Below are 22,625 nucleotides of genomic sequence, written 5' to 3' on the forward strand. Positions count from 1 at the left end.
TTCCGAAAAAATATGAACAATTTATTCACTAACTTGCTATTTTAGTAAATAAAGTATTTGTATTTAAACTTTATAAAACTCAAATGTATTTTTTTCTAAACATATTGTTTCATTGGAATTTTTGATAATAATATTAAAACGTTGACTATACGGATGCATAAACACTTCATACTGAATCCGACGTTCTTCATGAGACTTCCTTAAGTAATTAATATCGGCTCCTCTTTCAATAATATCACGGCTAGACCTTCTCATTAATTCTGTTTCTCCATCTGTATAGAAGTAAATTTTCAAATCAAATAAATTTGGATTAATAAATGCGACACTCATTCCTTCTACAATCGTCACCTTATTTTTCGAAGAAATTAACTCACTTTTTATATAATGTGTATCCATTGTATAAAAATCTAAACCAGCTCTTACCATTTGAACATCTCTTTCTAACGCAGACAAATGATGGGCTGATGGGTGACAAGCTGTCATTTTATCATAATGATTTTCATTCTGATATGTATAGTGGATATTTGTATACTTTCGTACATTTGAACTAACAATGTATGGATCTGTATTAATATAACTCACTTTATTTTGATTTAATTGGTTTATGAGCTTATTGGCGAACGTTGTTTTTCCGGCGGCACCGTGTCCTGAAATGCCAATAACAATCTGTTCATCGGTCATACTGATCCAATTTATAATTTCTTGTAATAACTTTTTCATTATTATCCCCCTGTTACTAATATACCCCTTTATTACATCATCTTAATATAGAGGTATCCTACTGTAAAATCATACATGAAGTGAAAAAATGGTATGATTATCCATCATATCATCTCTATTTTTAAAAAACTATATTAATTTTCAAAGGATTTTATTGTTATTTTGGGTAGTACCACATCCGCTATCAAGCTAAAATTTTATAGTACCCCCAGAACGAAATTTTTATCTCTCTACAGTTATTTATGTGAATTCAGCTCGTTTTTTTCGTTTTGGGGGATAATTAATTTTTTTAACTTGATGGCGATGAGGTGGTACCCCTACTAAACGAGCAATTATCTGGTGTCAATTTACATTTAAGGTTGCCCTGCCATATTTGCATAAGATGGGCCTGCTGCTTGCATAACTATTGCGGTCATTACTGGAACCGTGGCACCTACTCCTAAATTGATTATCGAGAAAATAATTGCTAATAACAAATATGGAACATATGGATAAATTAACCATAAATTCCTTTTTTGTTGTATGATTAATTAGGTGGTATTATTTCTAAAATTAATTACGGAATTTCTTTAGCAAATCCTGAACTGTTTAATAGCTTAGTCGAAAACTGGATTGAACATGATGCCCTGCCGAAAGAAGTAAAAGAAGTTAATTAAGTTCTCTTTTAACCCTAGATAAACAGCAATATATGTTCTAGCTCCCTTAAATGTTGCAAGGAGGTGGTGAAATTATGAATAAAAAAACTTGGTTTATATTTACTTTTTCAGCTATTTTAGTAGCTGGTTATGCTGTTTTCCAATATTTTATTATGGATGGATTTCAAGCAGGGTTTGTTCAAATGAAGCTTATGTTTCTATCTAAAATGAGTGCGTTTTGGTACATTATGTTATTTCTACATATTGCAACTAGTATAGTAGCATTAGTAATTGGTCCTTTTACATTATCCACAAAATTTAGAGAAAAGAATATCAGTCGCCATCGAATGATTGGAAAAATCTATATGATTGGTGTATTATTTGGCGGCGTTCCAGGACTTTATTTATCCTTTTACGCTACGGGAGGATTAGTAGGAAAGCTTGGTTTCGGTTTGTTATCCGTATTTTGGCTAACATCGGCATATCAAGCATTAAACGGAGTTAAGAATAAAAAAATTCAAGACCATCGGAATTGGATGATCAGAAATTATTCCTTAACCTTTGCGTCAGTTACATTAAGAATTTGGCTACCTTTATTTGTATTGCTATTTGGACTGAAGCATTTCGAACTTAGTTATGCTGTTATTGCTTGGTTAGCGTGGGTGCCAAATTTAATCATTGCAGAATTATTTATAAGACAAAGTCTTAATAAAGGACAACAACAGAAAAATGCTGATTTACATTTTTGATGCAATTTATACGTAACTCGGCTGAATCCCTTGATAGCAACCCGAAAGGAAGGCCGATGTCTTCCCGCCCTACATAAGAAGATCACCTTAGGGTGTCTTTTTTTATTTTCAAAAGGACCTGCTCAATTCATGCGTAAAAACATAAAGTAAATTGAATCCGTTAAAATACATGAGTGACACCTTGTTTTCTCCTCTTATCTAAAGGAGGAAGAACTATTATGGGCTTTGGTGGTAGTTGTAGTAGTTGTGGCGGTGGCTTTGCTTTATTAGTTGTATTATTTATTTTATTAATCATAGTTGGAGCTAGCTGCTTCTGCTAAACAAACTATTAGAAAAGACACTCATATATGGGTGTCTTTTCTTTATGGGGTGGCGTCACATGCCCATCAAGCTAATATTTTGAAGTGACCCTAAAACGAAAATTTTATCTCTCCACACTTGTCTATGAGGATTCAACTCGTTTTTTTCGTTTTGGGGAACAATGAACTTCTTAACTTGATGGCAATTTGACAGGATCCTAGGAATAAAGTTGTTGATTAAATGGGCATAATTCTGCCATTCTACCGATGACATCAACAAAATTTTTATATCTATAATACGGTAGTTATTGTTGATGAGCATGTAGTTGAAATGATTCTTTTTTAGTTTCCATCTTTCTATAAATAAGGTGGAATAATATGAAGGCAAGAATTCCTATTAAAAAATAAATAAACCACGCCCAATATGTATGATTAAATTTATTTAACCATGCACCAAAATAATTTCCTATAGATCCCCCCAATGCCCAGGAGGTTTGAAACATTCCAAAAAATAATCCAGCAGGTCTATTGGTACTAAATTGAGCTACCGCCATTTCTCCACCTGGTAAAGCCAGTGTTTCCCCCAATGTATAAAGGAAGATGCAACATAGCATCCAATATATAGACGGAATAAAAGGGATCATAGCTATAGATGTTCCCATAATTAAAACCCCTACTTTAACCATTACTATGGGATTCGTCTTGATAAATAATTTTCGTAAGAAAAACATGAATATTAGCCCCGAGATTCCATTTACGATAAAAATAGAACTTACTAATTCTTTATTTCTAGATAAAGCATAGGCTTTAATCGGAAATGAAATATTTAATTGAGCGAACATAATCCAAAACAGAATCATAACACCTATGAAAGTTAAGAATAGTGTGTTAGAAAATGCATACTTTACACTTTCCGATATATTTTTATTGTCCTTAATAGTTTCCGGGTATTGTTTACGATATACAAAAACAGCAAATGCTAATATCATCATAGAAATACCAGCTATGACAAAGGGGTATATGGGATTCATCTTGACTAGTAATGCTCCAATTGCTGGTCCTATAATAACTCCTGCATTCAGCATTTGATTAAAATAAGTAAACGTTTTTTTTCTCAATTCTTCCTTTTGGGAAGCAAAAAAGGCTGTTACTGAGGGATCAAATAGTGCTCCTCCGAGGCCAATACAAAAAGAAGATAATACTATAAACCAAAAATCCTCCGCATAGACAAATAGCCAAAAACCTAATCCCCTTACGATAACACCTAACAATACATGTATGGTATGACTTCCTCGATCACCGATAAATCCTGTAATGACTGATAACCCACGTTGTGAAATTAAAATTGTAGTCAATATCGTTCCTAATTCTAAAGGAGAAAAATGTAGACTATCTGTTAAATAAATAGCGAAAAAGGGCATTATCATAAAACTTCCCGTATTCATGAATAGAACAGCTGCAAGCAATATCCTGATAGAGACAGGAATTTTGAGAGTAGTCATGGTAAGAATCCTCCTTTTGTTAACTGTCAAAACCTTTAAGTGGTTACACGTTGTGTTATAATCGTATCAGTATGAAGAAATAACGTCAATCATTAAAATAGTTAGGTGGTTAACATGGAACATAATCAATTAGCGCCAGGAAGATTGGAGATTATACGTACCTTTTTAAATACTTGGGAAATATCTAATGATACAAGACAACCGACAGATCATTTAAAAAACGAAAAAAACTTAGAAGCATTTATTAAGAAAAACTTTTCTAATGTTGATGTTAGTGAGAACTTAGATAACCTATATCAATTTCGTTATGACATTCGAAAATCAGTTGAAAATCATGATATAAGTTATTTAAGCGAATGGTTACTTAGAAATCCTATTCAGGTTGCCCTTATAGATCAGAATACAATTCAATACTCTCCAATGAAAAAACACGACTTCCTTTATGAAATGCTAACAATTATTGTAGAAAGCATTGCATTAAAACAGTGGCAACGTCTTAAAGCTTGTCCTGATTGTCAATGGGTTTTTTATGATTATTCAAAGAACGGAAGTAAACGTTGGTGTAGCATGTATGCGGGTGGGCCAAAAGGTAGGGCCTGTGGGACGATTGCTAAGGTGAAAAGATACCGGGGAAAAAATAAATAAGATGGATCCTATCATTTCAAATGAACTAAATCTTTTCGCACAAGAGCTACAATACTTTTTATCTCCAGTAATCCTACAAGACATCGCCAAACAAGTTGGTTTTGTACAACGATCTAGTAAGTATCAAGCAAACGAACTCATTGCCCTTTGCGTATGGCTCAGTCAGGAAATAGCTAGCACATCACTTACACAATTGTGTAGTCGATTAGAATCTTCCACTGGGGTACTGATGAGCCCAGAAGGACTGAATCAACGCTTTAATCCAGAAGCTGTCGCATTTCTTCGAGAAGTCTTTACTTCTCTTCTCACACGAAAACTCTGTACAAATCAATCGCTTTCTGCACACATGATTTCTACTTTCAATCGTATCCGTATTTTAGATGCGACAGTGTTTCAACTGCCTGATCATTTCGCCACTGACTATCAAGGTTCAGGTGGAAGTAGTAATACGGCAGGCGTGAAAATCCAATTGGAATATGATTTACTGAGTGGTCAATTTCTTAACGTACAGCTTGGACCAGGAAAGAATAATGATAAAACATACGGTACCATCTGCCTTGAAACCGTAGAGGCGGACGATTTATGTTTGCGTGATCTTGGTTACTTTGATTTAGGAGACTTACAATCCATTCATGATAAAGAGGCTTACTATATCTCGCGGTTGAAGCTGAATACACGTATTTATATCAAGAACCTTAAGCCAAAATACTTCAAAAATGGGACATTAAAAAAGCAAACAGAATACATCCAGCTTGATATGACACAAATTATGTTTGGTCTAACCCCTGGTGAAACGATGGAAATCCCTGAGGCATACATTGGCCAAAATCAGAAGCTTCCAACACGTGTCATTATCCATCGTTTAACCGATGATCAAACGCAAACACGCCTGAAAAACCAAGCGATACGTGAAAAGAAGAAAGGCATTGTCATGAAGGATAAAAGTAAACGTTTAATGGGCATGAATGTATATATCACGAACACGTCGCTAGAAGAAGTACCGACGAACTACGTGCATTCATTGTATTCACTTCGTTGGCAGGTTGAGATTTTATTTAAAACGTGGAAGTCATTCTTTGAAATTGATGAATGTAAAAATATTAAAAGAGAACGCCTAGAGTGCCATTTATATGGACAACTCATCGGCATTCTCCTCTGTTCTTCTACGATGTTTCAAATGCGACAGCTTCTGCTTGAAAAGAAAAAACAGGAGCTGAGTGAATACAAAGCGATTTATATGATTAAAGATTACTTTCCGTTACTGTTTCAAGCGATAGCCGTTGGCACAGAAGAACTTTTGAAAATTCTGCATCGCCTTTATCAGCTGCTCAAAAAGAACGGTCGTAAATGTCATCGGTATAAGAAGATGACCGTCTTTGATATTCTAGGGGTTGTGTATGAAACAACGATGAAGCATAGAGAAGCTGCCTAGTGAAAAAATTGCGTTTTAGTAGGCTTCTTTGGCATGCCTAATATTCCATCACTCACTAGTTTTGAAACAAGGATCATTTCGTATCTAGTAATTTACGTTGTTAGCTTGATGGGCATGGGGTGGCGTCAGAAAAATGCTGATTTACAACGTTAAGGAAATTTCAATATTAAAAAGCCTAATTTCTCAATTAAATGTGAAAAAATTAGGCTTTTTTCATTTAGTGATGAAACCCATTATCACATTTCGTATCATGTGGCATAGGCCCGTCCAGCGAATCCAGAAAGGCAACGGTCTGTTTGAGGTTCCTCAAAAATAAATGCGCGAGATCCATGGAAAATCCATTTCGAACCACAACGCGCATAATCGTCACCGCTTCCATATCTGGAGGCAATGGATAGGCGGGTACTTGCCAGCCAAACACACGCAATTGTCGAGATAAATCATAAAGATTCCAGTTTAATGTGTAACCATCTTTCAGTCGCCAAGCGAAAACCGGAATATCCGAACCATCGGACAAAAGTTCGAACGGTTCCATCTTCTGAATCGCCTTGCTAAGAAAAAGAGCGACTTTCTGAGAAGCCCTTTGGACATCATAGTACCCACTTTTCCCCAAACGCAGGTAATTGTAATATTGCAGGAGCACTTGTGCGCCAGGACGAGAGAAATTCAGGGCAAAAGTCGGCATGTTCCCGCCCAAATAGGAGACGCGGAAGATTAGATCCTCAGGGAGATCTTCAGCTTCCCGCCAAATTATCCAACCCAACCCAGGGTAGACTAATCCATATTTATGTCCGGATACATTGATGGACTTCACCCTCGGTAATTGAAAATCCCAGACTAAATCTGGTTGAAGAAACGGTGCTATAAATCCCCCCGAAGCCGCATCCACATGCATAGGAATGTCGAGTCCCGTCCTCTCCTGCAAATCGTCCAACGCTTTCGCAATGGCGGCAACCGGTTCGTAAATCCCGGTATAAGTCTCACCGAGAATCGGTACCACACCAATCGTATTTTCATCCACGGCAGCGAGGACCCCCTGAGGATCCAATCGGGGATGCTCTGGGCTAACCTTCACATAGCGTGGTTCAACCTCCCAATAGTTCGCGAATTTTTCCCACACGACTTGAACAGCAGAACTAAACACAATATTGGGCCGATCCACCGGCTTCCCTTCGCCTTTGCGTGCATTTTGCCAGCGTCTCTTTAACGCAAGCCCCCCGAGCATACATGCTTCCGACGATCCAGTTGTTGAAACGCCCATAGTCGTAAGGGGAGTGGGCGAATGCCAGAGGTTTGCTAAAATGCGGACACACCGCTCCTCAATTTCGGCTGTCTGTGGATATTCATCCTTGTCAATCATGTTCTTGTCGAATGATTTGGCATATAAGTGCTCTGCGGCAGGCTCCATCCATGTGCTAACGAATGTTGCAAGATTCAAGCGGGCATTGCCATCAAGAGCAATTTCATCATGGACGATTTGATACGCTGTTTCTGGTAACATGCCTTCATCAGGCATGTTAAAGCGCGGAACGACTGATTCTCCTTCGCGGGCAAACAGAGGATTTACAGAAAATTCGTGAGGCAGCTCCATTTGCACGTGACGCGGTAGATGTTGTGGGTTATCTGGCATAATCTCTTTTCCTTCGTATGCATCGTTTTGAACTTCTGCTTTTCGATCCTGTGGCATACAAGTCCCCCTTAATTAATTTTTTAACAAACATATTATTTACAAAAAAACATTTGTTAAACCAAGGGGACAATTCTATTAAAAGGTGCTGCTACCATTCGAATTAAAGGAGAAGCCATGAATGGACTTGCAAGAGCTATTTTCTTCGGAAAACAAGGTGAGCGAACCATACAGCATCAATTGCAAAGGGCCAGTGCCTTAAACATAATTATCAATGCCATCAGTATCTGGAATACTTTACATCTAACAAAAGCAGTTAAATATCAAAAACGGATAGGTAGTTTTAATGAGAACTTATTGCATCATATGTCACCTTTAGGTTGGGAACATATCAATTTACTAGGAGAATACCATTTTAATTCAGAGAAAGTGGTTCAAGTCAGAGGAAGGCACCTTTGGTCTTATCCCTGTCAAGTAGACAGTATTAAAAAGACTAAGCAGCCATCGAGATTCGATATTCTATCGGAGCTCGATGGTTGAGTCGTTTTTGGAACCGTTTATAGTTATAAAAGTAAATATATTCTTCAATTGCTTGTATTAAATCTTCTTCTGTTTTAAAATGATTCAAATACAACATCTCCGATTTAAAATGGGAGAAAAATGACTCGATACAGGCATTATCATGGCAGTTTCCTTTGCGAGAGTGGCTGCCAATGATACCTAAATCTAAAAGTCGTTTGTTGTAGGCATGAGATGTGTACTGGAATCCCTGATCTGAATGGAGAATGGTTCCACGCACATCTCTTTTTTGTGCCAACATTTCAATTGTATCTAATACAAGTTCATTATCATTGCGCTTGGATATTTTCCAAGAAACAACTTCGTTATTATAAATATCTTGGACAACAGAAAGATACCGAAATCCCTCTTGGAATCGTAGGTACGTAATATCTGTAACAAGTGCTTCATTTTGTTGACGATTTTTAAATTCACGGTTTAAAACATTCGGAAAAACATTGGAATAGTTCCCTTTAAAGAAGCGACGCTTCTTCCGAATAATAGACTGAATGTTGAGCTCACTCATTAAGCGATATACCTTTTTGTGATTTATAAAATAACCTTTTTCTTGTAAAGCGATTTTCATACGTGGATAACCATATTCCTTGTGCTTTACGTGAATAGATTGTATTACCTTTTTTAATCGTTGATCGGACTCTAGTCGCATGTTTTTTATGCTTTTTGTATGAATCCACTTATAGTAACTTGAACGATGTACACCCGCAAATTTAGTAAGCCATAGAACTGGATATTTTCTCTTTAATGATTCAATGATACGATATCTCTCTTTATATTTTGGTACGCCCCCATTTACAGATTTGGATACTGCTTTTTTAAATATTCAACCTGAGCCTTATAGTAGTCACGTTCCTCTTCAATGGTGTTGAAATGAACACGTTTGCCTTTTAAAGGGTTTGGTATCCCTTTCATTCCACTATTTTTCCCACGAGCATCTGTAATTTCACCACATTCTTTATATTTTTTTACCCAATTTTTAAGTTGTGTAGAGCTTTTAATCTGATATTTCTCCGTTATCATATCGTAGCTTCCTTCTCCGTTTAAATAACTTTGAACAGCTGATAACTTTACTTCTTCCGAGTATGTATTAAATGTTGTACCTTTTTTTGCCATGAAAAATCCCCTCCAAGTAATAGTGTAACATCCATGTTTATACATGGTCTTTTTAACACTGTCTACCTAAAGGGGATAATATCACCTTAGGGTCTCTTTTCTTTATTTTCAAAAGGACCTGCTCAATTCATGCGTAAATACATAAAGTAAATTGAATCCGTTAAAATACATGAGTGACCTCTTGTTTTCTCCTCTTATCTAAAGGAGGAACTGTTATGGGCTTTGGTGGTAGTTGTAGTAGTTGTGGCGGCGGCTTTGCTTTATTAGTTGTATTATTTATTTTATTAATCATAGTTGGAGCTTCTTGCTTCTGCTAAAAAACTATCGGAAAAGACACTCTTATATGAGTGTCTTTTCTTTATACGTTAAAAAATCCCACCTATTTCCGTAGGCGGGCTCTATCTTTATTACACAATACCAAAGTATACTCTCTTTTCCCCTTAAATTTTATGTAATTATACATATTCATGAAAATACAAATAGTAAAATATAAATTGTAGGCATGCTCTATAAAGTAGATTCTTTTGAAAGACGTAACATATCAATCATTATAGGAAATGTGTCGAGACCCCTACTTAATTAAATGCCTTTTTTGATTTATAAAAAATAAAATCATGATAATTTGTTTCCAATCCGCATCCTTTTCATTAATCTATTTTAAGAAGATGCATTTACGAATCCAAAATAATCCCCTCAAAGCATAAGCTTTAAGGGGATCTCTCATATCATTTTTTTCTCTTCATACAACCTATTCGCCTTATACGAGCAAACGAAAAACATCCCTATCATAACTGGGATAAATACCCATGAAATACCTCTCATTAATGCAAATGGTGTTTCAAATAAGAATGACCCTAAAAATGCTGCACCTTGCTTATCCCATAAACCCGGTGTAAAGTACAGTTCTCTTGGATTTATAATCGCTCCTATATTAACCGTATTATTAAACATAAATAGGATTAACAGCGGCAAATAACATATCGCCAATTCTAAAAATGTCTTAGATAGACGCTTGTACTTCCCTGCTCGTGACATTTGATCTGAAAAAATGTCATCTTCACTTTCCTCATTTACCTTTTTAAAATATTGCGTACCAGACCACCATTTACCGGCTATATGCTTCCAGCCACTATCTTCAAATAACGTACAATAATTAATAAAATCACTTCGTCTATTAAATATTCGATGATCTATTTTAATTTTCGTATCTTCCGGTTCTGCGATTCTAAATCTATAACCAAATGTATTACTTTTTAGTTGATAGCCTTTCCAAGCCATCTCTTCTAACCATTTCTCCTCTTTTTCAAAATCTAAAAAGAATTTCAATCTCCACATCATCGATTCCCCCTAACTATACATTTAATAAGCTTTTTGTAACTCCAACAATGTGCTGCATCCTCATAAAGTCTAAGTGTAATACTTCTTTCCCGCGTTCAGTAATGACATACACTTTTCTTCGTTTATCTTCACTTTTTACCGATTCTATTAATTGTTGCTTTAATAAATTTTCAACCGCACCATACAATGTACCCGCTGCGATTTTCACTTGATGATTACTAAGTTCCTCCACCTTTTGCATAATTAAATATCCATGTGCTGGCTCTAATAAAGCTAAAAGAACGTAATACGTTGTTTCCGTTAATGGTAAATTTTTATCTCTATTCATTGAGACCTCCAATGTAACGATAGTTATATAGCTAAACTATATAGTTCAACTGTATAGTTTTATTTTATACAGTCAGACTGTATATGTCAAATTCAGGTATAAAAAAACAACCTAGATCCTTCATGGATCTAGGTTGTTTTTACTACGTAAACGTAATCGTCACTAAAGAATATCCTTCTTTTGCATTATACGGCTCCGCTTTATAAGAAACGCGGTTCGCGCCTTGCGGGAAACGAATTTCTCCAATTGCCTTCTTCACATCTTGCAGTGAGCCGTCCATTGATTGTTTATACAGAATTTCAATCTTTTCAGGCTTTGCACTATAGCGCTGCTGCATTTTACTTTTTAATTCGTTATAGTTATTTGCGATGTATTCATTTCCTAAATAATTTAACTTTGTATCTTTCAAAATTTGCTCGTACGCCGTTGATTTAGAGTTTCTCCCTGCAATTTTACTCGTCAGTGTATCATAATAATTTGTTGTAGCCTGCGGATAATCCCCGCGGTTCCACTCATGATTTCTTGCGATTTGTTCATCTGATAAGTTGAAATAAGAATATGTTACTCGTCCTTGTTTATCAGGTATTGGATCATCGAATGTTGTATCAAGATGGTACCATTTGTTATCGATTTTAACTAAATTCCAAGCATGAGGCTGACCGTCTCCAGTTCCTACTACAAAATGATTCTCAATTCCAGCTTCTTTTAATAATTGATAGGTTAATAGTGCGTAACCTTGGCAAACGGCAGAACGATTCACGAGTGCCTCATATGCTGTATACGCTTTATAAGACGTATCGTAAGAAACATGTTTTACTACGTAATCATGAATCGCCTTCACTTTTTCATGATCATCCATTCCGACTTGAATAATAGAAGAAACGATTGCTTTCACTTGCTTCATCACATACTCTGTTTGTTCTTTCGTTTCGCGATATGTAATATTTAACGTAAACGTATAATCTCCAGGTGATCCAGAAAGTCCATATGAAACATTCGATCTATTATAATTTGTATACTCATTTTTACTTGCAACTTCTTTATATGCGGTGAAAAGTGTATTCATCACTTCTTTTGTATTACTATTTTTCGTTTTATATGGAAGTGTAATGTTCGTTTCGTACGTATTAATACGCGTTTGCACTTCATTTTTGAATGCTGTTAATAATGCCGCATCTCCTGTATCCTTTACATCAGTATTTTTATATTTCAAAGTTTTATATAAAAACTGTGCATACTGTTCACGTGTTACCGTGTTATATGGTCCAAACTTCCCTTCCCCAGTACCAGCTGCAATCTCATTTGACTGCACGGCACTAATCGCGTTTTCTGCCCAAAAACCATTTGGAACATCGTTAAATGTGTGTTTTTGTTTAGCAGAAAGATGAAAAGCATTTGTTAGAATTTGCGCCATTTCCGCACGACTAACAGAATCTTTCGGTCTAAAACCGCCATTTCCATCACCTTTAAAAATCCCCAATTTCGTTAGCGCTAAAACCTCTTCAGGAAAGAGTGTAGAACCTGAGCGAATATCACGATAAGGATTGTTTAAAGTAGACCCATCTTTTAATACATAACGAGCACCATCATTACTAAACGTACCACCTTGCTTATTCGGTACTAACACTCGATAAACTAAGGCTGCCACCTGCTCCCTCGTCGCAACATCACCAAAACCAAACATCCCATTTCCATAACCTGAAATAATATTTTTACCCGCTAAGTCTTTAATCGCAGGATAGGACCAGTGCGATGTAGGTACATCCGAAAAAGCACCCGTTTCAGCAGCTTTCACATCACTGCCATTTGTATATAATAAAGCACCACCAATAAGTGATAATGATGTAATTGATTTTAATAGTTTTATGTACATAATGCATTCTCCCAATACGCCTTCTATTTTTGTTATTTTTTGTCGAAAAATCTAAAATAATATGACAAAACACATTATACAATCAAAAGTTTTCGGAGGATATACTGAATTTCAAAATATGCAAAAATTCATATCACTATAGGGATTCATACTGATATTATGCTATTTCACTTGTGAATATATAAATAAAAAGTAAATATAACATACAGATAGTCCTCCGCAGCATATTTCACAAAGTTTTACAAAGGGACATGGTGTATCATGTCGAAAACACTATTTATAACCAAGTTAATTTACTTCTATTTGTAAAGGAGATGGAGAAATGTATTTTACAATAGAAAAACACACCAAAATAAATATCAACCTAAAGAGGTGTTAGTACTATGAAAAATAAGAGATGTGATAATTGCGGTTCTACTAAATTTAAAGAGGGGAAAGTTGGATTTGCTTATCATGCATATGTTTGTGAAGATACGTCTAGTTCGCTCTTTAAAGCAGGAGGCCGTTCTAAACTATTAACAACATTCTGTTTAGAGTGCGGTGAGGTAAAATCATTCAGAGTTGAAAAACCAGCAATATTTAAAGGATAAAATATATCCAAGACACTTAAATTATTTATACTTTTGAGTGTCTTGGAAATTAATTTGAAGAGACGCTTCGTTCCGGCAACAACATTGGCTAGAATAGCAATTATAGCTGCACCAATAATTATATATTTGATTTTAGGTTTAATAACAGATTCTAGAAAAAGAATAGATACAATTATTGGAATCCACTTCATACCTCCATGCAATATTCTTTGGAACTTTTGGATACATTAAATGTGCATAGCATTGGAGTTTGCATATATTTCACTTTTGTATTTTTGGACCACGTATTAGGAGGGTATTTATGATGAAAAGCTGTACAGCATTCCTTATTATTGATGTACAGGTAGGTTCATTTGAGGAGAGAAAAGTCCTATATAATAGAACGGAATTATTAAGAGTTATTCAATTATTGATTTCTAAAGCACGTTCTGCTTCAGCCCCTATTTTTTATATGAAGTTTAACGGGAAGCCTGGTTCCTCGCTTAGACAAGGGACACCTGGATGGGAAATTCATAAATCAATTGCTCCAGCAACAGGAGATGTCGTTCTTGAAAAGAATCATCCGGATTCTTTTCATAAAACGAGTCTTCAACAAGAGCTGGAAATGAGAAATATAAACCGAGTTGTTATAGCAGGCATTCAATCTGAAATTTGCATAGATGCAACATGCCGGCGTGCATACAGCTTGGGATATGACGTTACTCTTGTAAAGAATGGACATAGTACATATAATTCTACAGTATTATCGGCGTCTCAAATTATTAAGCATCATAACGAGATAATAGGTCAATGGTTTGCTTGCGTAAAAAATTCCGAAAGTATAGAGTTTTGATTCTATCTCTATATAAACGAAACCGCAGTCAGGGACTAGACTGCGGTTTTTCGACGTACAATGAATTACAGTAATTACTAAGAGTTGCATAATCTTTCATTGTAATTAACTTAACTTTTTATTTGCTAAGAAGCATTGCAACAGAACCTAGTAAAGTCTCAAAAAACAACTTATTATCAATCAATATTTAGTAAAAACATATTAATACTTTAGAATTTCTTTAATTTTCATTATTTTTTATTTAAGATTGTCCTTTATATTTATAATGTGTTATTTGAATTTATCGTATTGAAGCGGATTTTCACATCACTATAAGCAATTTGAAAATGGAAAAAATAAAGTCCCCATTAGATTAATTATCCTGTTCTTTTGCGTCTTTTATCTATTTATGTTAATTATTATGCAGCTAAAAAAAATACAACTTATTGATGGAGAGAGGAAATAAAATGAATTTAGTGAACTTACGTCCTAAACAGCGGTCTAAGTATCGCATTCTACTAGGGACATGGTATTACTCTACAAAGAGGTACATTCAGTGGTTAGCAGACGGCAAAACATATGCAAAAACGTTTCAACAAGAAAAGTTACCCTATACAGCGATTCAGCACCGAACGATACTACTTCGTAAGCTCAAAGATGTAGATATGTGGTATCAACAGAATAAAGTTGTTAATTTGAATATTGCTATTAAACAACTAAATGGTATCGTCATTAGACCGGGAGAAACATTCTCTTACTGGCGTTTAATAGGTAAGCCTACGAGAAGAAAAGGGTATGTAGAGGGCATGATACTACACTATGGATCTTTTCAAGCAGGCATTGGAGGAGGGCTTTGTCAGCTTTCAAATTTAATATATTGGATGACCTTACATACACCATTGACAGTAACAGAGCGATATCGTCATAGTTTTGATGTCTTTCCTGATTCCAAGCGGACCCAACCATTTGGAAGTGGAGCGACTTGTTCTTATAATTATTTGGATTTACAAATCAAAAATGAAACGGACCAATCGTATCAACTTCACCTTTATATTACAGATAAGCATTTAGTCGGTGAATGGAGAATTGCCCATCCGCAGCTTTATCAATATGAAGTATATGAAAAAGAACACTCAATCCAATCTGCATACTGGGGTGGTTATATACGACATAATGTTATTCAACGTAGAGTATATAATCAACAGAAACAGTTTATAGAAGACCAATATGTAACGGAGAATCACGCTATAATGATGTACGAACCACTATTAGCTTATAATAATGAGGAGGGTGAGTGAAGGTAACATTGGTGTATTAAGTATTTTTGTCTAGTAACACAATACATGCCTCTCTTCATATAATTAATAGGCACAACCCTTTTTGCAACATAACTTTTTCTTGTTAAAAAACTTTGTAACAGAACCTCTTTTTAGGTTCTAGTGTGAAAATAAAAGGATGTGATAATTAATTTTTTCTGTACATCATAAAAAATCAATTATCAAAGTCTTCTTTAAATGGTCTTAAGGATAATAACAATACAATTATACCAACGATACTTATCATTTCTTACAATCAAGTCTGATAAGTATTTTGTAATTTAATAAAAATCTCGTATGAGAATGTATTTTTGCTCATGCATTTCAGTTAATTTGAATTATGCTAGATTGTAATTTACTGATTTATTTCTACTTTTAAAACTAAAGCGACATGCTACATAAATCTATTTTGATTTCTCGACATATAAATCGCTGCTATGCAGAATATAACAGGACCGCTACTGACTTTCTCCCTTTGTTTTACACCTCGCACATGGAAGTAAAAGGAAATTTTCTAGCGATATCATTTCTCGTTTTTATTGAAAATGAATTTTATATCTTCCTTTCCAATGAACTGGTTCCTAAACTAAACTGCCACGTTTCTAGAATAAGAAAAGAGCTGCCCATAAGTCGGTTTCACCAACTTATGGGGCAGCTCTCATAGTTTCCCCTTATTCTATCGATGAATCCAAACTGCACCTGCAGACTTGTCTTCAGCTTGACCTACTACTTCAAACTTCAATCCTAGTTTCGGCAACTTACGTCCTGCATCTGGAATCGCGCTGTTGATGTACTGCTTAGAGTCATCAAATTTTGCAACTCCTGGTAATCCTTTATAGTCAAAGATACCGCGAGTTGGCGAGTCTACTCTCCATGCTGGCGCTTGATCAAATGAGAATGCCGCATCAGCAATTTGATAACGTGTACTGCTCTTCACAGTCGGTTGTCCGTTTAATGTACCTACGATTGCCTCTGGATGAGAATCTACTACTCCTAGGAATCCTTCACCTGGATGAACGCCTACCCAGTTATCTGTAAAGCTTTGATCCGCATACCATACAACCATTCCTGTATTAAAGACTGGGCCACGCGCATGTTGTAACGCCGTGTCAGAACCAGCGTAATTTCTCCACTCTACATAGTAGTTATGCTTTTTCTGTTCCAATCCGTTAGATACAGTAAATCCTTTTAACGTCATTGCTGACTGGCCTTCTGCATCATCCGAGAAGACAACTTTTCCATCTACAGTTAATGCTGCATTATCTAACGCAAATCCTTTATAAGCTACTGCAATATCTGTTAAATACTCAAATTGCAGTTTTACTTTTTTCCCTTTGAATTGACTTAAATCGTATGATTTATCAATCCACTTACCATCAGTCGTATCCACGCCGGCTTTTACATCTTTATCGCCCATTCTATCAATACGCTTCTTCGTTCCGTCTTCTGCAATCGCATATACGTCAAGGAAATCATACTGCGCTTCAAGTTCGTAGAATGCCTTATAATCGAACTTAGCATCCTTTGCATTTGTTAAATCAAATACTGGTGTCTCAAGTGTTGTATGAATGTCATTTCCTTTTGTACTGTAATAAAACTTCTTACCAAATGCCGATTCGATATTTTTGATATCTTTGTCTGGTAAGTTAACACGAACGATTCCTGGTCGTTTTGATTTTGTAACACTTTGATCTAAATATGTCGCAACACCGACTCCCGTGCGAAGTTTATCATAATCTACCTCAACGATATTCGCCCAGTTGCCCTTCATGTTCTTTTGGAAAAACTCTTTATTTTGTGGTGAGAAACTCGTTGGCTCTGTTCCTGCAATTTTTCCAGCCCAGCTGCCGCCGCTCATAATAGACCATGACTCAACAGGTTCACCTTGTCCTGAATACTTTGTATCGTACTCATCTGGTAAGCCTAAATCATGACCATACTCATGCGCAAACACACCAACCGCTCCATCTTCAGGCTCGATTGTATAATCGTATGCAGCCATCTTTCCGCCCCAATTCGAAACAGAAGATTTTGTGCCATCAATCGCATATGGTTTTGATCCAAGTTTTGAACGATGAGACCAAATCGCATCATCTTTCAATTTACCGCCGCCAGCTTCTTGACCAACGCCAGCATGCACAACCATTAAATGATCAATAATGCCATCTGGCTCGTTTTTATTTCCATCACCATTTTGATCATATTGATCGAATTGATCATAGTCTGCTAAATTAATTCCTTTTGCTACCGCTGCTTTTAATGCTTCTTTCACAAAATCGCGTGGCCCTAAAGGACCTTTGTTATCATGGCCAGTACCTGCATCCGCACCATAATCTGAAGCTTTTCCTGGAACAGTAAGCCATTCCGTTACAGTTCCATCAACTGTGTAGCTCCCGCCAGATTGTTCTTCATAATATTGTTTAAATGTATTAATCTTCGATCCATCAAATAACGTAAATGGTTCATTACCAAATAACATTTTTTGATAATGTTCACGATTAAAGTCCTTAGAATACATGTATCCTGGCTCTTGATCAATATTGTTATGCTTAAAATCGCTAAATTCTACAAGTAAAACAAGTACTTTATCTTTTCGAACAGCGCCGTTGTACTCTTCTTGCTTCGCTGGTGCAGTAGGTACTTTTCCATTTAATTTACTAGAATTCAATCCTGCACCTTGTCCAGCTGCTGGCCCTACTGTGGGCTGTTGCGCCTGTTCATTTTCCTTCATTTTTGCATCTTTTACTTTTTTCATAAAATCAGAAGCCTCTTGCGTAAGACTATCTCCTGTCAAGATTTCTTTCCCAGGGTTTTCCCCTTTCTTGTTCTCAACATATTTCTCAACAGCCTTTGACGTCTCAGCTTGTGATGCAGATTGATCAATTACTCCCCGTTGTTTTAGTGCTTCTGCCAAACGCTCTTCCGGTATTAAATGCTCATCTATTGGTAGAGATGGTGTTGGCGTCTCAGCATACGCTGCATGACTTCCAAAAGCAAAACTACTACTTAGCACTGCCGCTGTTGCTAATACTGATAACGGTTTTAACTTCTTATTCTTTTTCAATGCATTTCCTCCCCGATACTTGCGAATTATCGTTTTTTTGTCGATAACAACATAATATTCGTTATAATACGAATATTCAATATTTTTCAACGAATGCAATGTTGAGAAATATTTTTTGTGCAGGGTGAAATGCGTAGGATAGCAAAATACAAAGGTTCTGCTGGGTTATGCTTTTTTAAGTTTTTTACATAACCATAAAGTATGATCCACTTGTTTTTTTATCTTGATGACGATGGAGTAAAATGCTTATTTACAATATTAAGGAAATACAACATACAAACAGCCCAAGTTCCTCATTGGAACTTGGGCTGTTTGTTATTTGAATGAATACTTTCCATATGGATTCTTATAAGATTCTGAATCAGTTTATGTAGATTCACTTTACAAAAAGGCTGTTTATTTGTTTTAAGTGCAATAGTCATACTTGCTCGATTCACTTATTTTTTGGAAATAAATAAATGATCACCACCTAAGGAATCCCATTAAATTCCTTTTCTATTTATATTCTAATTACCCCTTAAATTATCAGAAAATTATTGAAAAAGTTTTTTCTTGCAATATATCACTCTATCACACTTAATTTCTTGTTAGTATATACATACCAATATACAAATAAACATAGTAGAAAGCGGGGAGAATTATGGTAAGTCATCTAAAAACAAAAGATATGATCACACAACTTTTAAATAATTGGTATCAAGAGATACGTGCCCAGCACCTAAAAGAAGCAAAACATTTAAAAACAGAGATTGATACACACATAAAAAGTATTAATGAAAATCCAAATTTACTATTCCATTACTCACTTCTTACTTTTCGCTTTAAAGTTTTGCTTGATCATTTAAGCATCACACCAACAAGCTTCCAGGCAATTGATTCACTGGATATACCTAAAAATGAATCGTTGTCTTATTATTATCACTTTTTCAAAGGGATTCACGCCACACTAATTTCCAACAACAATGAAGCCTGGGAATACTACGAAAAAGCCGAAACGCTATTACAACATATTCATGACGATCTTGAAATAGCCGAGTTTAGCTATCGTTTTGCTAACTTCTATCTTCATACTTATCAACCTCTATTAGCAATTCAACATGTGACTAAGGCTAAAGAAATCTTCTCTAAATATAATGGTTATGAAAATAATGTTGCCGCTTGTGAGAACTTATACGGTTTAGCATGTATTGATATAAAACAATTCCCTGTAGCAGAAGAAAAATTTAATTCTGCAATAGATATTTTACGTAAAAAGAATGAGGATTCCCTAATATTAAGAGTCCGCAATAATTTAGGTTTTTTATATAGTAGCCAAAACTTATCCACTTTAGCAATTCGACACTTATCAGAAGTAACAACTAAAACTCCAGAGCATTTTAGGGCCATCTTCCTTAAAGCTAGAGAACATTTAAAGATTGGTGAACTTGAACAGTCGGCCGAGTTAATCGAACGAGGATTAGCAATTTGTGAGAAGCTAGACAACAAAGAATACCTATATCATTTCAAACTTTTAGATTGTATGAATAAAGGTGTTCCAGCTGTTATTCTCGAAGAATTATCTTTGGAAGCTATCTCATTTTTCGACACACAACAACTCTATAATTACACACAAGAATACAATGAAAAATTAGCAATCAAGTTTTACGAAGAAAGCGACACTGTAAAAGCTAGTAAATACTTTTATATTAGTCATCAAGCTAAAGAAAAAACTTTCGAAAAAGGAGCGTTAAAATAATGAAGAAAATTTTCGGAACGATTTTAGGTTTAACACTTTCAGCTGCTTTATCTATAGGATTAGCATTCCCTTCACAATCAGAATTTAAGGAACAAGTTGATTCGACTAAATCTAGTACAATTATGTACATGCAATCCAGCCACGGTGACTCCTGGTAATATAAAGAGATTCTATATCATGAATTACGAAAAGGGCACTCCCTCAATGGAGTGCCCTTTCTTAAACAACATATAGCAGACTACTTATTAACTTCAGCCCATTTAACCTTGAACTATGCACCGAAATCATTTGCAACTAAAGTAATTGATTTGCTTCTAAACCATATTAATATATCATTCAACTATATAAAAAAACCCCCTCCACCATAAGGCAGAGGGGATTTTCTCATTCCTATTTCAAACTACCCGCAATCTCCGTAAAGATAACCCCAAGCGCATGCGCACCTGCATCTGGATATCCTAAGCTTCTTTCACCAACTGTACCAGCGCGGCCCATGCGAGCAACGATTTCTTTCGTATACTCTGCTCCCTTAACGGCTGCTTCTGCTCCTTTTTCAAAGGCAGTTTTCACGTCTGTGCCATTTGAAGCACTGTCGATCCAAGAATCTACACATGGAGCAAGTGCATCAACAAGTGTTTTATCACCAACTACCGCTCCTCTACCGAACGATCTTTCACCGATAGATTGTATGCCGTGAAGTGCTGCTTGTAACATTTCAGCAAATTCTCCTACTGTTAGTTCACGTTTTTCGCCCGCTTCTTTACTAGCTGCGCGGAACGCACCACCCCAAATTGGGCCTGAAGCGCCGCCGCAATGTTCCATAATAATCATAGAACAACTATCGAGGAACGATCCAATCGTTACATTCTCTTGTCCTAAAATAGAATGCCACTCACGTTTTAATTGCTTAAATCCTTTTGCCACACTCATTCCGAAGTCACCGTCACCAGCATGCGTATCTAACTCACAGAACGGTACTTCGTTTTTAATAATGATGTCGCTCATTTTATCAACGAGATAAATCATGTTGTTTAACGTAATGACATTATCTTTCATAACAGCGTGCTCTTCCGCTGTTTCTATTTCAAATGAAACTTCCTTCTCTTCTACATCTTCAAGCACATTCACGTACTCTACACTTTCAACAGGTCCATCTACTTTAAACGCAGGTGTATTGCACTCTTTCGATAGTAATGTTTTTAGCTCATCATCTAATTTCATTACTGTTAAAGACATACCAGCCATATCGATACTTGTCATATAGTTACCGACGAATACTCTATTAATTTTAATGTTTCTAGCAGCTAATTCTCTCGTAACTGCATTATTAAATAAGTAAAGTTCTTGCAGTGGTGTGCCGCCAAAACCATTTACTAGAAGCGCGATTTCCTCGCCATCTTTTACTCCTAAATCTTTTATTAAATCATTTGTCATACGGTTAGCTAATTCATCAGCCGACAGCATTTTTTCGCGTTTAATACCTGGTTCGCCGTGAATACCTACGCCGTATTCCATTTCATCTTCAGCAAGTGTGAAAGTAGGTGATCCACTCGCTGGAACTGTACATGAAGTTAACGCTAAACCGATCGTGCGCACGTTAGCCGCTGCTTTTTCAGCGATAGTTTTCACCGCTCCTAAATCCATACCTGCTTCCGCTGCTGCGCCGGCAATTTTATGAACGAATATAACTCCCGCAACGCCGCGGCGTCCTACTGTATAAAGACTATCTTCTACCGCAATATCATCGTCCACTTTTACGTAGTCGACTTCAATTCCATCTTCAGTCGCTAAATGCGCACCGTTTTTGAAATTCATAATATCGCCGCTGTAATTTTTAATAATTAATAACGTACCTTTTTTACTAGCCGTCTCTTTAATCGCTTGATATATCTGAATTTGCGAAGGAGAAGCAAACACATCTCCGCACACTGCCGCATCTAACATTCCTTTTCCGACTAGACCTGCATGTGCTGGCTCATGACCACTACCACCGCCGCTAATTAACGTTACTTTATTTTCATTCATTTCTTTCTTCTTAATAACTTTATATTTTTTCAAAAACTCAAGCTCTGGATGGGCCATCACCATTCCGTTGCACATTTCCATTACTAATGTTTCTGGTTTATTTATAATCTTTTTCATTGTGATTCTCCCTCAATTCCTTTAATATATTGTGATATATTTGAAATCTTCTTCTTACTACTCATGTTAAAATGAAAGCGTTTTATAGTAAACGGACAAAATGGACAATTTGTCTAAAGACACTTCATTC

The 22,625-nt window shown here is 35.9% G+C and carries 19 protein-coding genes and 2 pseudogenes; 12 read left to right on the top strand and 9 right to left on the bottom strand.

Translation table 11 applies throughout. From position 1 onward, the window contains the following. Window positions 1-63: 63 nt before the first annotated feature. Window positions 64-720, bottom strand: coding sequence for a uridine kinase family protein (locus MKX77_RS19135; RefSeq protein ID WP_341307503.1), 657 nt, complete (start codon window positions 718-720; stop codon window positions 64-66). A gap of 533 nt (window positions 721-1,253) precedes the next feature. Here MKX77_RS19135 and MKX77_RS19140 point away from each other — a divergent pair. The 3 genes and pseudogenes from MKX77_RS19140 to MKX77_RS19150 form a co-directional block, all read left to right on the top strand. Next, window positions 1,254-1,376, top strand: a pseudogene (locus tag MKX77_RS19140) (alpha/beta hydrolase); the annotation flags it as partial. A gap of 74 nt (window positions 1,377-1,450) precedes the next feature. Next, the gene (locus MKX77_RS19145) at window positions 1,451-2,104 is read left to right on the top strand and encodes a DUF2306 domain-containing protein (protein ID WP_341307504.1); all 654 of its coding nucleotides are present in this window, start codon (window positions 1,451-1,453) and stop codon (window positions 2,102-2,104) included. Window positions 2,105-2,322: 218 nt separating this feature from the next. Continuing rightward, the gene (locus tag MKX77_RS19150; protein ID WP_000505688.1) at window positions 2,323-2,424 is read left to right on the top strand and encodes a YjcZ family sporulation protein; all 102 of its coding nucleotides are present in this window, start codon (window positions 2,323-2,325) and stop codon (window positions 2,422-2,424) included. Between the two features lie 284 nt (window positions 2,425-2,708). Here the strand turns inward: MKX77_RS19150 and MKX77_RS19155 are convergent, their stop codons facing one another. Next, window positions 2,709-3,905, bottom strand: coding sequence for an MFS transporter (locus tag MKX77_RS19155; RefSeq protein ID WP_341307505.1), 1,197 nt, complete (start codon window positions 3,903-3,905; stop codon window positions 2,709-2,711). Window positions 3,906-4,019: 114 nt separating this feature from the next. Between MKX77_RS19155 and MKX77_RS19160 the strand changes: the two genes are divergently transcribed. Further along, window positions 4,020-4,550, top strand: a complete 531-nt coding sequence (locus MKX77_RS19160; protein WP_341307506.1) for a CGNR zinc finger domain-containing protein — start codon at window positions 4,020-4,022, stop codon at window positions 4,548-4,550. A gap of 1 nt (window position 4,551) precedes the next feature. Beyond that, entirely contained in the window at window positions 4,552-5,982 is a 1,431-nt protein-coding gene (locus MKX77_RS19165) for an IS4 family transposase (RefSeq protein ID WP_341307507.1), read from the top strand. 217 nt (window positions 5,983-6,199) lie between these two features. Here the strand turns inward: MKX77_RS19165 and MKX77_RS19170 are convergent, their stop codons facing one another. Further along, the gene (locus tag MKX77_RS19170; RefSeq protein WP_341307508.1) at window positions 6,200-7,669 is read right to left on the bottom strand and encodes a glutamate decarboxylase; all 1,470 of its coding nucleotides are present in this window, start codon (window positions 7,667-7,669) and stop codon (window positions 6,200-6,202) included. Between the two features lie 105 nt (window positions 7,670-7,774). On the opposite strand from MKX77_RS19170, the pseudogene MKX77_RS19175 reads away from it, so the two are divergent. After that, window positions 7,775-8,050, top strand: a pseudogene (locus MKX77_RS19175) (Tn3 family transposase); the annotation flags it as partial. Window positions 8,051-8,102: 52 nt separating this feature from the next. On the opposite strand, the gene MKX77_RS19180 reads toward MKX77_RS19175, so the two are convergent. Then, a protein-coding gene (locus tag MKX77_RS19180) for an IS3 family transposase (RefSeq protein WP_341306816.1) occupies window positions 8,103-9,298 on the bottom strand; the annotation gives its coding sequence in 2 pieces (ribosomal slippage) (window positions 8,103-8,992 and window positions 8,992-9,298; 1,197 coding nt in all). A gap of 215 nt (window positions 9,299-9,513) precedes the next feature. On the opposite strand from MKX77_RS19180, the gene MKX77_RS19185 reads away from it, so the two are divergent. Next, the gene (locus tag MKX77_RS19185; protein ID WP_000505688.1) at window positions 9,514-9,615 is read left to right on the top strand and encodes a YjcZ family sporulation protein; all 102 of its coding nucleotides are present in this window, start codon (window positions 9,514-9,516) and stop codon (window positions 9,613-9,615) included. A gap of 403 nt (window positions 9,616-10,018) precedes the next feature. On the opposite strand, the gene MKX77_RS19190 is transcribed toward MKX77_RS19185, so the two are convergent. The 3 genes from MKX77_RS19190 to MKX77_RS19200 all read right to left on the bottom strand — a co-directional run bounded on the left by MKX77_RS19190 (window position 10,019) and on the right by MKX77_RS19200 (window position 12,837). After that, entirely contained in the window at window positions 10,019-10,636 is a 618-nt protein-coding gene (locus MKX77_RS19190; RefSeq protein ID WP_341307509.1) for a DUF2812 domain-containing protein, read from the bottom strand. A 13-nt stretch (window positions 10,637-10,649) separates the two neighbouring features. Beyond that, the gene (locus MKX77_RS19195; RefSeq protein WP_002134744.1) at window positions 10,650-10,964 is read right to left on the bottom strand and encodes a PadR family transcriptional regulator; all 315 of its coding nucleotides are present in this window, start codon (window positions 10,962-10,964) and stop codon (window positions 10,650-10,652) included. Window positions 10,965-11,106: 142 nt separating this feature from the next. Next, window positions 11,107-12,837, bottom strand: coding sequence for an S-layer homology domain-containing protein (locus MKX77_RS19200; protein WP_341307510.1), 1,731 nt, complete (start codon window positions 12,835-12,837; stop codon window positions 11,107-11,109). Window positions 12,838-13,220: 383 nt separating this feature from the next. Between MKX77_RS19200 and MKX77_RS19205 the strand changes: the two genes are divergently transcribed. The 3 genes from MKX77_RS19205 (at window position 13,221) to MKX77_RS19215 (ending at window position 15,536) form a co-directional block, all read left to right on the top strand. Continuing rightward, entirely contained in the window at window positions 13,221-13,427 is a 207-nt protein-coding gene (locus MKX77_RS19205) for a hypothetical protein (RefSeq protein WP_215555445.1), read from the top strand. A gap of 301 nt (window positions 13,428-13,728) precedes the next feature. Next, window positions 13,729-14,259, top strand: a complete 531-nt coding sequence (locus MKX77_RS19210) for a cysteine hydrolase family protein (protein ID WP_215555444.1) — start codon at window positions 13,729-13,731, stop codon at window positions 14,257-14,259. A gap of 446 nt (window positions 14,260-14,705) precedes the next feature. Further along, window positions 14,706-15,536 (top strand): VanW family protein, encoded by an 831-nt coding sequence (locus MKX77_RS19215; protein WP_341307511.1) that lies wholly within the window; start codon window positions 14,706-14,708, stop codon window positions 15,534-15,536. A 694-nt stretch (window positions 15,537-16,230) separates the two neighbouring features. Here MKX77_RS19215 and MKX77_RS19220 read toward each other — a convergent pair. Continuing rightward, window positions 16,231-18,618 carry an immune inhibitor A domain-containing protein gene (locus MKX77_RS19220; protein WP_341307512.1) on the bottom strand — a complete coding sequence of 796 codons (2,388 nt, stop codon included), beginning with the start codon at window positions 18,616-18,618 and terminating at the stop codon, window positions 16,231-16,233. Window positions 18,619-19,258: 640 nt separating this feature from the next. On the opposite strand from MKX77_RS19220, the gene MKX77_RS19225 reads away from it, so the two are divergent. Both MKX77_RS19225 and MKX77_RS19230 read left to right on the top strand, forming a co-directional pair. Next, window positions 19,259-20,353 carry a response regulator aspartate phosphatase gene (locus MKX77_RS19225; protein ID WP_341307513.1) on the top strand — a complete coding sequence of 365 codons (1,095 nt, stop codon included), beginning with the start codon at window positions 19,259-19,261 and terminating at the stop codon, window positions 20,351-20,353. Then, a complete protein-coding gene (locus MKX77_RS19230) occupies window positions 20,353-20,511 on the top strand; it encodes a general stress protein (RefSeq protein ID WP_341307514.1) in 159 nt (52 codons plus the stop codon). The genes MKX77_RS19225 and MKX77_RS19230 overlap by 1 nt, the downstream gene beginning before the upstream one ends. Before the next feature lie 232 nt (window positions 20,512-20,743). On the opposite strand, the gene dhaK is transcribed toward MKX77_RS19230, so the two are convergent. Continuing rightward, entirely contained in the window at window positions 20,744-22,495 is a 1,752-nt protein-coding gene (gene dhaK / locus MKX77_RS19235) for a dihydroxyacetone kinase subunit DhaK (protein ID WP_341307515.1), read from the bottom strand. Between the last annotated feature and the right edge of the window lie 130 nt (window positions 22,496-22,625).

The sequence above is a fragment of the Bacillus sp. FSL R9-9410 genome (assembly GCF_038050385.1).
In the GTDB taxonomy this organism is placed as follows: domain Bacteria; phylum Bacillota; class Bacilli; order Bacillales; family Bacillaceae_G; genus Bacillus_A; species Bacillus_A cereus_U.